Source organism: Commensalibacter papalotli (ex Servin-Garciduenas et al. 2014) (assembly GCF_000527695.1).
Taxonomy (GTDB): Bacteria; Pseudomonadota; Alphaproteobacteria; order Acetobacterales; family Acetobacteraceae; genus Commensalibacter; species Commensalibacter papalotli.
In genome coordinates this window covers 338,709-351,224 of record NZ_ATSX01000001.1, presented here as the reverse complement: position 1 = coordinate 351,224, position 12,516 = coordinate 338,709, and the positions used below count along the sequence as shown (strand labels likewise).

General features: G+C 36.5%; 13 protein-coding genes and 1 tRNA gene. 4 read left to right on the top strand and 10 right to left on the bottom strand.

Translation table 11 applies throughout. The annotated features are described in order from the left end of the window. The first annotated feature begins 57 nt into the window (after nucleotides 1-57). Both COMX_RS01580 and COMX_RS01575 read left to right on the top strand, forming a co-directional pair. A complete protein-coding gene (locus COMX_RS01580; protein WP_034336263.1) occupies nucleotides 58-1,032 on the top strand; it encodes a thioredoxin family protein in 975 nt (324 codons plus the stop codon). 63 nt (nucleotides 1,033-1,095) lie between these two features. After that, nucleotides 1,096-1,311: a Trm112 family protein gene (locus tag COMX_RS01575; protein ID WP_034336260.1), complete on the top strand. Its 216-nt coding sequence runs from the start codon at nucleotides 1,096-1,098 to the stop codon at nucleotides 1,309-1,311. A gap of 6 nt (nucleotides 1,312-1,317) precedes the next feature. Here the strand turns inward: COMX_RS01575 and COMX_RS01570 are convergent, their stop codons facing one another. From COMX_RS01570 to COMX_RS01560, 3 genes are all read right to left on the bottom strand, one after another. Further along, nucleotides 1,318-2,358 carry an FUSC family protein gene (locus tag COMX_RS01570; RefSeq protein ID WP_051461775.1) on the bottom strand — a complete coding sequence of 347 codons (1,041 nt, stop codon included), beginning with the start codon at nucleotides 2,356-2,358 and terminating at the stop codon, nucleotides 1,318-1,320. Nucleotides 2,359-2,410: 52 nt separating this feature from the next. Continuing rightward, nucleotides 2,411-3,994, bottom strand: coding sequence for a Do family serine endopeptidase (locus COMX_RS01565; protein ID WP_235176732.1), 1,584 nt, complete (start codon nucleotides 3,992-3,994; stop codon nucleotides 2,411-2,413). A 155-nt stretch (nucleotides 3,995-4,149) separates the two neighbouring features. Then, a complete protein-coding gene (locus COMX_RS01560) occupies nucleotides 4,150-5,232 on the bottom strand; it encodes an OpgC family protein (RefSeq protein ID WP_051461774.1) in 1,083 nt (360 codons plus the stop codon). 200 nt (nucleotides 5,233-5,432) lie between these two features. Here COMX_RS01560 and COMX_RS01555 point away from each other — a divergent pair, with 200 nt between their 5' ends. Then, a complete protein-coding gene (locus COMX_RS01555) occupies nucleotides 5,433-6,623 on the top strand; it encodes an Mrp/NBP35 family ATP-binding protein (RefSeq protein ID WP_034336257.1) in 1,191 nt (396 codons plus the stop codon). A gap of 4 nt (nucleotides 6,624-6,627) precedes the next feature. Here COMX_RS01555 and COMX_RS01550 read toward each other — a convergent pair whose 3' ends face one another. The 5 genes from COMX_RS01550 to COMX_RS01530 all read right to left on the bottom strand — a co-directional run bounded on the left by COMX_RS01550 (nucleotide 6,628) and on the right by COMX_RS01530 (nucleotide 10,407). After that, entirely contained in the window at nucleotides 6,628-6,984 is a 357-nt protein-coding gene (locus tag COMX_RS01550) for a hypothetical protein (protein ID WP_034336254.1), read from the bottom strand. Nucleotides 6,985-7,053: 69 nt separating this feature from the next. Then, nucleotides 7,054-7,554, bottom strand: a complete 501-nt coding sequence (locus COMX_RS01545) for an NADAR family protein (protein WP_034336252.1) — start codon at nucleotides 7,552-7,554, stop codon at nucleotides 7,054-7,056. Nucleotides 7,555-7,614: 60 nt separating this feature from the next. Further along, nucleotides 7,615-9,186: an LA2681 family HEPN domain-containing protein gene (locus COMX_RS01540; protein ID WP_034336250.1), complete on the bottom strand. Its 1,572-nt coding sequence runs from the start codon at nucleotides 9,184-9,186 to the stop codon at nucleotides 7,615-7,617. An 80-nt stretch (nucleotides 9,187-9,266) separates the two neighbouring features. After that, nucleotides 9,267-9,357: transfer RNA gene (locus COMX_RS01535), tRNA-Ser, on the bottom strand. A 60-nt stretch (nucleotides 9,358-9,417) separates the two neighbouring features. Continuing rightward, a complete protein-coding gene (locus COMX_RS01530; protein WP_200867590.1) occupies nucleotides 9,418-10,407 on the bottom strand; it encodes a bile acid:sodium symporter family protein in 990 nt (329 codons plus the stop codon). Nucleotides 10,408-10,535: 128 nt separating this feature from the next. Here COMX_RS01530 and COMX_RS01525 point away from each other — a divergent pair, with 128 nt between their 5' ends. After that, nucleotides 10,536-11,486, top strand: a complete 951-nt coding sequence (locus COMX_RS01525) for a hypothetical protein (RefSeq protein WP_152534140.1) — start codon at nucleotides 10,536-10,538, stop codon at nucleotides 11,484-11,486. A 42-nt stretch (nucleotides 11,487-11,528) separates the two neighbouring features. On the opposite strand, the gene COMX_RS01520 is transcribed toward COMX_RS01525, so the two are convergent. Together COMX_RS01520 and COMX_RS01515 are read right to left on the bottom strand one after the other, a co-directional pair. Then, nucleotides 11,529-11,996 carry a DUF805 domain-containing protein gene (locus COMX_RS01520; RefSeq protein WP_034336242.1) on the bottom strand — a complete coding sequence of 156 codons (468 nt, stop codon included), beginning with the start codon at nucleotides 11,994-11,996 and terminating at the stop codon, nucleotides 11,529-11,531. Nucleotides 11,997-12,008: 12 nt separating this feature from the next. Beyond that, a complete protein-coding gene (locus tag COMX_RS01515; RefSeq protein ID WP_034336239.1) occupies nucleotides 12,009-12,488 on the bottom strand; it encodes a membrane protein in 480 nt (159 codons plus the stop codon). Between the last annotated feature and the right edge of the window lie 28 nt (nucleotides 12,489-12,516).

Genomic DNA, 12,516 nt, shown 5'->3' with positions numbered 1-12,516 from the left:
ATTATAAAACTTGTATCATTTTTGATATGCTTCTTTTATACGGGATATGACAAATCTATGACGCCTTTTAACAGCTCTCCTACTTCCCCCGCACAGCTTTTAACAGAAGACGGCTCTGCTGTTGCTTCATCTTCATCCAATCAAAGCATCATTATCGATGGTAATCAAAATAACTTTATGCAAGAAGTTCTGGATGGCAGTAATACCATTCCTGTTTTGGTTGATTTTTGGGCAGATTGGTGCAGTCCTTGCAAACAATTAACACCTGTTCTAGAAAAAGTCGTTACTGCTGCCAAAGGGCGAGTCAAATTAGTTAAACTGAATATTGATGAAAACCAGGCTTTGGCACAACAGCTTGCACAAATTGGTCTACCTATTCAGTCTATTCCTTTGGTCGCAGCTTTTTGGCAAGGACAGATTGTTGATTTATTTCAAGGTGTGCAACCCGAAAGTGCTATTCAAAAATTCCTAGATCAAGTTTTAAAAACGGCTGGATCTGCGATGCCCAGTGCAGATTTCATCGAACAAGGCAAAGAATTCCTCGAAAATAACCAATATGAAGAAGCAATGGGAGCATATTCTCAAGCTTTGGAACTGGAACCTGAAAAACCAGAAGCTTGGGGCGGTATGATTCGCTCTTTACTGGCTCATTCTGGCCCAGAAGCTGCCCAAGAAGTTATGGAACAAGTTCCAGAAAACTTGCTAGAAAATCCTGAAATCACCAGAGCAAAAGCAGCAATTGATTTAGCTATCGAAGGTACAAAGGCACAAAGCGAGCTTCAAACCTTTCTTGATAAAGTCGCCGCCAATCCCGATGATCACCAAGCGCGTTATGATTTGGCCACGGCTTATAATGCTGCTGGTAAACGCCAAGAGGCAGCTGATGAGCTGTTAGAGATTATCAAAAAAGATCGTACTTGGAATGATGAAGCTGCTAAAAAGCAGTTATTACGCTTGTTTGAAGCATGGGGGCTAGATGATGAGGCCTCTTTAAATGCCAGAAGACGCTTATCAAGCATTCTTTTCTCTTAATTATCTCCTGAGCAGTTTTAAAGCTGCTCTTTAATTCTCATTTTTATCTATCGCAAGGTTCCCATGACAGATCAATCTTCTTCCCCACCTCTTGATCAACGCTTACTTTCAATTCTTGTATGCCCTTTAACCAAAGGACCTTTAATTTATGACAGAGAAAAAAATGAACTGATCAGTTGCCAAGCTGCTTTGGCATATCCTGTCAAAGAGGGTATTCCTGTTATGATTGTCGAGGAAGCCAGAGAATTAAACGAAGAAGAGTTACATTCTTATAAATAATGTTGACTAGGAAGAAGCTCGTAACTTTTTTGAATACATAAAAACATCATGCCCACGAACAAGATCTTGACACAAGGCTTCCAAAGTAAATTGTATTGTTGGTGGGCATCCTTTCTTCATTTCTGTTAAAATTGGCTCAACCATTCCTTCAAAACTGTCCTTTTGTTTCGAACAAAAAAACGGCTCAGTGTGCCCTGCTTGTTCTTCGCATAAAAAAATAAAACGTTCAAAAATCTCATTGAGTGCATTTTTAAGAATATCTCTGGTTTCATCAGGTAAACCTTGATGATATTCATCCATCGCTCTGGCAACAAAGATAGTATCACTTTGTAAACGTCTCAAAATTGGATAAACCCTTACCAAAGTTGGATCTGAATGTTCCAGAGTATAATTAGGATGCTCTTTACGTGCCTCGGCAATTTCACTGACAACATCTCTTAATTCTGCAGTGACCTCATCATTCATTGATTCAACTTCTTCCCAAACAATATGAGAGGTGAGTACGGAATGTAACAAGATATGTATTTTATCAAAAGCAACGCGCGCGTGAATAAAGGCACTACACCTTGCCTGAGGACGCAAAATCAAGTAGCTGGCAATCAAAGATGCAATAACACCAACAATAATAGAGAATATACGGTCAAAGGGACGCTCAAACATTCCTCCCGGAGATGGAAATAAAAACACTACTGCAAGTGTTACAACACCCAGACGCATAGAAGGCCGCCATGCAACCAAAGCCACCATCGGAATAATGACAATCGTAAAAACAATCAAAGAAGGCCATTGTGAATATTCTTGTAAAAGGATGGCTATTAACCCTGCCGCCCCACCAATCAAAGCACCAACAAGTTGATCTCGACTGGTCTGTAATGTCTGAACAATACGACTTTGTGTCACAATGACTGACGTTATTAACGCCCAATAAGGTTCATGTAGCTTACAGACATAAGCAATTAAGCTAGATAAAGCAATTGACAACAGCAAGCGTAAACTCTGCTGTAAAGCAGAGTAAATTTCATGCTTTTTTAGGCTTTGAAACACCATTTTTCACATTCATCGGATTAGTTTATACTTGATTCATTTCAAACAATTAGAATCATTTTTTCTTATCATTTACAGGAACAGCAATCCAACGCAAAGCATCCCCACTTTGGATAAGCAATAGCATTCTAGGATTTTTAAGTGCTTTCTTTTTGCTTTCTTGTTTAAATAAGATAATCTCTTTTTGTAATTCTGCAACCTGTGTAATATTACTTTTATTCGTGCCAACAATCACATCACCAACTTTGATATCTGCCGTATTTTTCCCTTTACGGCCATCTGTTGCAACAATGACTATCCCTTGCTGCTTTTCAGCAAGATTATATTTTTGCCTTAAAAGGTCAGTCATATTACTGACTGAAAATCCTAAATCTTTTAATAAAATAGTTTTATTTTTTTCAATTTGAGCTTCGTGATGTGTATCTGGTTGGGTTGTACCGTCTTCGACTAGACTTGCAACTGTAATTGGCAAATCAAGGACTTTACCTTGCCTTAATACGCCTAGGGTTACTTTGTTTCCTGCAGGCATTTGAGCAATTAAACGTGGCATAGAATGCGCAGTAACCTCATTACCATTTAAATTTTGGATAACATCTCCAGCTTTGATTCCCGCTTTGGCAGCAGGACCAGCAGGATCAACTTGAACGACCAAAGCCCCTTGGAACGGTTGGACATTTAAACTATCCCCAATAGTTTCACTGACCTCCTGAATACGAATACCAACCCACCCTCTGGCAACATGACCTTTTTCTTTTAATTGATCGATAATATTCTTAGCTTCATTAGAAGGTATGGCAAAAGCAATGCCAATTGACCCTCCAGAAGGCGAGAAAATAGCCGTATTAATTCCAATAACATCGCCCTTCATGTTAAACATAGGACCACCAGAATTTCCTTTGTTTATTGGTGCATCTGTTTGGATAAAATCATCATAAGGGCCTTGTTCTATATCTCTTCCTCGTGAAGATATAATCCCCGATGTCACAGTGCCAGATAATCCATAAGGATTACCAATAGCCAAGATCCAATCCCCTACTCTGGACTGATCGCTATTACCGAAATGGGTTGCTGTCAAAGGTGTTTTGGAATTGATCTTTAATAATGCCAAATCTGTCCGTTCATCAAACCCTTTCAACGTTGCTTTTAACATATGATTATTTTGTAAAGTGACCATAATTTGATCGGCATCTTTGATGACATGATAATTGGTTACTATCCACCCCGTTGGATCAACAATAAAACCAGATCCTAAGGCCTGTAAGTGATTGTTCCCATCATCTGGAATCCCTCGACGATTCATATAATTACGAAAAAATTTTTCAAAGGGCGAATTCGGATCTGGTGCTACGCTGTTATCATCGTCTTCATCATCATCGTCTTCATCATCATCCGTTGTCTGACCTGGCTTGATAACTTTACTAGTTGAGATATTAACAACAGTGGGTAATAATTTTTCTGCCAAATCGGCAAAACTGTCTGGTACATGCTGATATTGACGTTGTGTATGATCATTCTTGGTAAGAAAAGAAAGTGAAGAAAGAGAAAACTGTGCTTTCACTTGTGATACAGGAAATAAACAGGTTGTTCCTATTAACAACAAACAACATGATTGTATCAAGGAGCTTGTGCGTATTTTCATTCGCCTATTTTCCCGTTCAGAATGAGGATTTCAAAATTCATGAAAGCCTACAAAACTCTATAGGCTAATTATTCAGCTAAAAAATTATAGCTAAGATCCTTTAAAAGTAAACCATTAAGAAAGCAATTCAATAATCAAAATATACTGTTTTTCTTTTAAGAATTGTTAGCTTTTTGCATAGCCTTTGCTTTGGTTCTTTTTTTATCTAAATAAACAGCTAAAATATATAAAAGAGAAACACCAATACAATTTACGACAAATTGCAATGTCCAACTCTCTCCCCAACTAGCAAACATCAAACGCCCCCAAAGATCAAACACAGTGCTTAATGAAAAAACCTCTAAAGAATGCCGTCCATATAAAGCTAAAAACTGTCCAATTTTTCCTTCTGAGAAACGCTTTGCCCATCCAGAAGATTGTACTAAATAGAATATTGCTACAACATCCAGTAACCGTAATGGGGATAAGTATGCCTTTGCTGGTACAGACACATGCAGTAATCTTAGATCAGGCAATCCCCAATATTCCCAAGGAAAAGCCTCAAAGAATGAAAAAAGCAAATAAAGCCCTAAACCCCATTTTAACCACGGAATTGAAGGGAAATCCCCGTGGTGTTTTCCAGCGGTGATCGCACCATAAATGCCAATCGTAAATAGAAATTGCCAAGCAAGAGGATTAAAAAACCATCCATCAGGATCAAGCCAATTAGGGAAATTAAACCAAGGGTCGATATTCACCCCAAGCCAAAGTAGAAAGCTGAGCCCCAATGCCAACCACCATCGCCAACGTATCAATAAATATAATAAAGGGAATATTCCGAGTAAAATAATATAAAGTGGTAAGATATTAAGATTACTAGGCAAAGCATCCAACAACAGTAATCGCCATATTTCCCTAGCAATGCTGTAACCATGTGCCAGTTCTGGTTCTAAAAAATCTACTGGCAACACCCAAAAACGTCGCCATTGATAAATACTGAGCAAGCTAATTAAAACCAGACCCATTTGAAATAAATAGATTTTCCAACAGCGATGTAAAATCTTTTTACAGACACCCCATAATCCGTCTTTTGAAACTTTCCTACCATAAGCCAACCAAGACGCATATCCTGCAAGCAGAACAAAGATCTCTGCTGCATCAGCAAACCCAATATTACGCATGGTAAACCGATTTAAAAGATCCTCTGGAATATGATCCACATACATCATAATCAATGCCAAGCCTCGCAAAGCATCAATACGATGATCTCTGCCTGGTTTTGTTGGTTGAGTAGACAGGATTCCAGTCCTTTATAATAAAATAATGAGCGTAACTTCCTATTGCATCTTATAAAGGAAGATATAAAATAAACACAAAAAAATTATTTATTATTATATACTGTTCTATAAAATCTTTTTACAATCATTTTTTCACGCTTCTGCCTTTTGAAAGTATCATGATGACTAGCCCAGTTTCCATCAATCAGCAAACTATTCACCAAGCTCTATCAGACTTTACTTTACCATGGTCGCCTAATACACGTTTGCTTGATGCAAATATCATTGAAAATATGATAATTGAAGGGCAAAAAATACATCTAACTTTAAATATTGCCAAGGTTCCCGAAGATGCTGCAGAACCCTTGCGTGCCAAAGTTGAGCATCGTTTACAACAAATCGAAGGTATCGTGCAAGCCCGCGTCTTTCTTAATACAGGTGAAGGAAACAATAAGCGTTTAGTATTTCCCCCTCGTCAAGCTGCAAGTGCCAATGCAGCTCAGCAAAAACCCGCCACACCGCATCAAGCCCATAAACATGCTCCGATTAAACCAACAGGCCCTATTGAAGCTTTACAAGATGTTAAATGTATTATTGCCGTTGCCTCTGGTAAAGGAGGCGTAGGAAAGTCGTCTACTGCCATTAACCTTGCTGTAAGTTTGGCTAATCAAGGACTTAAAGTAGGATTAATGGATGCCGATGTTTATGGTCCCTCTGTTCCCCATATGTTAGGTCTAGAAGGTCAAGTCGAAGTTATTAATCATAAATTGATCCCTATGACTGCTTGGGGAATTTCTGCAATGTCTATTGGAATGTTGGTTCCCCCCGAGCAAGCCTTGATTTGGCGTGGCCCAATGGTTATGGGCGCTATTAAACAACTTTTATCTGACGTCAAATGGGGAGAGTTGGATATATTACTTGTTGATACCCCTCCTGGGACTGGCGATGTGCAACTGACTTTAACCCAAAGCATTCAAATTGATGGTGCAATCATTGTTTCTACACCTCAAGACGTTGCTTTACTGGATGCAAGACGTGGTATTGCTATGTTCCAAAAAGCTAAGACTCCTATATTAGGTATAGTTGAAAATATGGCTTATTTTTCTTGCCCATGTTGTAACGAAAAAACCTATATCTTCGGCGAAAATGGTGCAAAAAAAGAAGCTAATAATTTAGGCTTTCCTTTCTTAGGTGAAATTCCATTAATTCCAGCTATTCGCAGTGGTGCAGATGTTGGCGTGCCAATTGTTGCACAAGATCCAGACAGCATTGCTGCAAAAGCGTATCAAGAAATCAGCGAATTAATGGTTCCAGTCATTAAACGTTTGACCGTTCAACGAGCCAATAAAAAACCCGAGGCAACACCAGAGTAATACCCTATTTTGTAGAAGACGTTACAGGTGCTGGTTTAGGTGCTGGCCCTGCCAAATAATAACAAACCTTGTTTTTGGGAAGGTACCGACATAAAGGTCCTTCTTTTCCATCTTTGCCTAAAATCCCAAATTCAAAAGTCAATCCGAGAACCAACATTACAATACATGCAATAAACCAATATTTAAAATATCCCAGACCTGAATACTCATTAGGGTCAATGTATTTTACATCAGAGGGAACTGCCGAAGGGTTAGAAAAAAATGATTTTCCTAGTGGTTCACCAGTAGGGTTCAATGGCTCCCCTGGCAGCTCATATTCATATTTTTCCTTGATGCCAAAATCATCTTTATTATCATTCATCACATTATCCCTTTAAAGCCTATTTCTTAACATATGGAAAAAAGAAAAAACTGCAAGCTTGAAAAAACCTTAACTTTCAACGCATAAAATATCTCTTACCCGAGTAACAATAATCCCTAACAAATTCTGGCCTTGCCATTGCGTTTTATCCATAGCTTTAGGGTCAGAAGCCTCAAGTCCAATCCCCCATATTTTATCATTAGGAGCAGCTTCTACCAATAATGTTCCTTTGGATTTTGCAATTCGTTCAAGTAATTGAAGATTTTGTGAGAATTTTTCAATATTTCCACGAAAAACAATATCAAAAGCAACAGATGACCAAATGGCTGCATTAAAATTTGAAACTTCACGCCCCAGTTTCTTTTGATCAAACGGAGACTTGGCTTTAAGGATTTTTTGAGCCATCTCTTGATCTCCAAAAATAATAGCCTTTTTCCAATGCATCCATTGTTCAGTGCAATTAAATTCAATCCCATCAATTGTAAAAGAACTTTTATAAAATTGACTACACTCTGGGTGAATAGCATCTTCTTTATGCTCCCAAAAGAATGTAAATTTGGAATACTCCATATTAAATCCTTTCATAATTAAACTTTCTATATACTCAATTTAATAAATATTTGCTAAAATTTACTTTTTATTCTTAAAATTATATTGATCTAACCCAACAGCCATACTTAGATAAAACAACGCATTGCGAACCAAACGTAACAGAGATATGTTATGCTTTATGAACTCTTCTCGTGAAATCGTCATTAATCGTCGCGATGATATTGCGTGCTCATTTTCGGTAATCATAACTCCCGAATGTTCTAATTTATTACGGATTTCATGTAATTGTTTAAACTCTGGAAGTATGTATTTTTGTGGTATTTCTTTGCCCACAATATCATAAGACAAATGATATAATCCTTTTAAAAACCAATTATTTTCGTTTACTAAATTTGTGTTTAAACCTCGTCTAATTTCAAGGTTATTATACCAAACATTACTAATAGAAATAACTGGATCTTTATTTATTTCACCATTTTTCTTTTTCACCTCTAATTGCCAAAAAGCAAATATAAACTCAGCAATTTTATCAAATATACCATAAGCCTTACTAAAAGAAGATTTCATTAAAGCTGTTTCCAAATTAAATGCAAAATTACTTTTATAAAGCTTCTCCGTATTATCTGAGAATGTTAACTCGGCTTCATTTGATGAAAATAAATCAATATTTTCATCCGCAAAATGCTTTTTATCTTTAAGCTCTATAGCCTGAAATAACAAATATCGTGCCGCAATATATTCTTGTTTTAATAACCTGAACCAATTAAAGAACTCTGGCAGTTGCTCTCCTTTACGATATATATGAGGAGGTAAAGGCAGATAATCATACCCACCGATATCATAGGTAGATATCAAACTAATCTGATCTAGATATAGATGCTCGTTTAATGACCATTTTTTATATGCAATCTTTTTCGCTGAGCCTTTAAAAAAATCATCAGAATGAAACTTATAACCTTTAATTTTGCCTAAGGCTTGTGTTTGATGAATATGCGGTAATAAATGCTCATAATATTCTTTACACATAGCCTCTATATTATCGGGGTGGGTTTCCCAAATAGCTCCCTTTTGGAAAGCTTGATCAAAATTATTTTTTGCCTCAACATATAAAAAATAAATTGCCGTTGGATCTACTTTTATTTCAGGATTAAGAGCCATCCAATTTGCTAATTGATAAAAAGTCTTACCACGGCTATATAAAGCTACGCTGAAAAGAGGAATATAAGCAGTGGCCCGATCATAATACTCTATTGCCTCTATAAATCGCCTCGCATCACATAAAGCATTACCTGTATTCGTTAATATCATTGCCTTAAATCTAGACGGGCACTTTCGAAAACTATCGTGCTGTATCGCTCGGCGCAAATATATAAGGGGCTTCCAGCTTGGATCAATTTGAATAGTAGGAGCTTGCTTGACTTTGCTATCAGTATTTTGAAGATCTGCTTTTAAATCCTCTAACTGCAAGAGCGCAGATGCAACATTAGCTTTACAATACCAAAAACCATACGCTATTTGAGGATATTCTAAAATATATTGATCACATAGTTGATCCGTAGACTTTAAGTTATCTATATCACCAGCCTCAATATAACCATCAGTTCTTAGTGAAAATTCGCGATAAAAATTATTTAATTCATTATTATTCATTGCTATACACCAACGCTCTTGGCGTATAATAATAGCATCAAAACTATATAATTTTCAATGTAAAGGAAAGTTTTAATATATGGCGGAGGGGGTGGGATTCGAACCCACGGTACGCTATTAACGCACGGCGGTTTTCAAGACCGCTGCCTTCAACCACTCGGCCACCCCTCCGGATTTTGTAAAAACATTCATATACGATTTTATAGGGCTTTGGCAAGTGGTTTTTTTAATTTATCTTTGATTTATAGACGCGTCTTCTGTTTTTTCTTTTTTATCAACCAGTTTTGCACAATACCTAGCCAAAATTGCGATGATAAAAAGTTGGATTTGATGAAAAATCATTAACGGCAAGATAATCATCCCTACCATATTGGATGGAAATAATACATTTGCAATCGGAACTCCAGACGCCAGAGTCTTTTTAGAACCACAAAAAACAATACTAATACGGTCTTCCAAAGGGAATTTTAATAACTTACTGACAATTGCAGTAATGATTAAAACCAAAAATAACAAAAACACATCAATACCAACGACATATAATAGTTGTTGAATATCAAGCTTTTGCCATAAGTGCATATTCATAGCTTCACTAAAGGCACTATACACCACAATCAGAATTGATCCTCGATCAGAAAAAGAAAGAAGCTTTCTATTTCTAACGGCCCACTCCCCTATCCAAGGTTGTAATAATTGTCCTGCAACAAATGGCAATAATAACTGATAAACAATATCAATCGTGCCGTCTAATTTCATATGCCCTTGGCTGCTAAAAATAAACCCTGCCAGTAAAGGTGTAATAAAGACCCCTATTAAATTAGAGGCAGTCGCCGAGCAAATTGCTGCTGGCACATTGCCTTTGGCAATCGAAGTAAATGCAATCGAAGACTGTACGGTCGAAGGTAAGCAACATAAAAAGACAACCCCCATCCACAATCCTGGCACCAACAGTTGGGGAAATAGATAATGTAATGTTACGCCTAAAACTGGGAATAAAGCAAAAGTGCAAAGGAAAATAAGTAAATGTAATCGCCAATGAAACAAACCTTCAAGCATTGCTTTGCGAGAAAGCCTCGCACCTTGCAGAAAGAACATTAATGCAATTGCTATGATTGCTAAATGATTAAAAAAATCGACACCACTGCCATAACATGGAAAAAAACTGGCAATTAACAAAGTTGATAGTAATGAAACCAAAAAAGGATCAATAAATTTAAACATAATAAAGAGTAACCTTAAATAAGATCAGGTAAAATATAAGAGAAAACTTAATTCTTTCTTTGATATCTCATTAAACCTCTATATATTTTATTAGATTGTATCAATAATTTATTATAAAATTTAGCATGATGAACAAAAAAATAACTTTTCTTACTCTTTTCGGACTGCTTACTACAGGCAGCTTATCCTCTTACACAGCACACGCTTCACAAACATGGCAATCTTTTTGTGCCAATATCAATGTTGATAGCAGCAGCACAACTACAAATACATTAAACGCCACAAATTATATTGTCCAAGCATCGGACAATCCTGCTGTCAAACTTACGGCTCAACAACTGAACGTTAGCAAAAGTAATAACATTTTATCTGCTGATCAATTACAAAGAATAACCAATATTACTTCTACAGGGCTATTAAATATTGTCCTTAATCATCAGATGAAAGATTGTAGCAAAACTTACTATACAGACAGTTTATCCCCTTTACTCAAAAGTCTTAAAAAAGGCAATAAAGTCAGCTTTACGTGGAATAATGTGCGTATTCAAAACAGTAAAGTTTTGTATAAAGCAAATACTCTTAATGCCCAATTAAGTGGTCAGGGCAATAATATTCAAATTGTTATTCGTTTCTCAGGGTTGTCCACCTTATCACAACATAAAGTTCCCGCTGCCATAATCCCAGAACAAGGAACTATTAACCTTACAACAACAGATCAAGTATATCCTTTGATCTTAGCATCAACCAGTGGCAATACAGATCGAGCCTCTTCGGGTGCTTCATTCCCTGTGAAAATCAACAGCTTGGATCTTCGCAACAATCAAACTGCTATTACAGCTAATGGTAATGTGACGTTAAATAATAAACCAACCTTAACCTCGGCAAAAGGAACCTTTCGGATTACGAATATGCAAGCATTAATTACTGCAAGTAACGAAGCCAATAATAGTAGGTTAAAAACAGCGTTAATTTTGGCAAAATTCGCTGGGCGTAATGCTGGAAATAACATTCTAGAGTGGGATATTGACTGGCAAGGAAACCTGTTTAAAGTAAACAGCGTTCCCATTCCTGTTTGGTAAAATGACCACAAATGTCTACGGGCATTATCTGTCTGTAGATATTTATGTCGTAAACCATGCCTTTGGTTTATCACCAAATCTGGTGCTATCACTGCTAGGATAGCAAGAAACGAATAATAAAAACCACTGACAGACAAAATTGACATAGATATTAGGTAAAGAAATAAACAAAGCTACTAACCATATCCAAAACCAAAACCCTTTAAGATTTAAATCATGCAAACGTCTGATACATAAGCAAAAGGATGGTATAAGAGTCAATAAAGTATAGATAGTGAAAAACAAATAAGCATCTAGGTATCGAAAGAAAATCTGAATACGATAAACTAAGCCAAAATAATAACTAATAAAATATAATAATAATGCAATTATACTGTTCAAAATTGCAAAAGACCAAAACCCAGCTCTGCTCGTGCGCCCATGATAGTTAAAATAATGACGGAAAGCATCAAACCAACCCAAAGGAATATTCTTTAAAAATACAAGAATATCCTTAATTATCTCATTCATTCCATTGTGCCTTTAACTCAATATATTAAAACCATGACTTCCAATCACAGCGCCAATAATGGTAACACAACTAAAAATAAGCAATACCCAATGTAATCTTTGAACTAATTTATATGCTTTTTCAGGACTTTCATTAGATATTTTCTTGAATTTCTTCTCTAAGAAAAAAGGTTCTAAAACAAATAACATCAACATAAAGATTAACCATACGAATAACATAGCATGCATCCACCAAAAAGAAACATGCTCGAAACGACCCCACGCTGCCATTCGCCAAACCATATAAAAGCCTGAGAGACCTGCCAATAAAACAACCAGTCTTGCTTGCCATGCAAAGCGTTCTTCTACTTTATGAAATATATCTAATCGATCTTTAATAGGAAAGTAACGTTGAAATGAAGGAAGCAAAATGGTGGTCACCATACATACCCCTCCTATCCAAATAACGATCGATAAAATATGTATTGCACGTGCAATGGCAATATCATACATTTTATGCTCCTCTAAATAGTCAAATTTA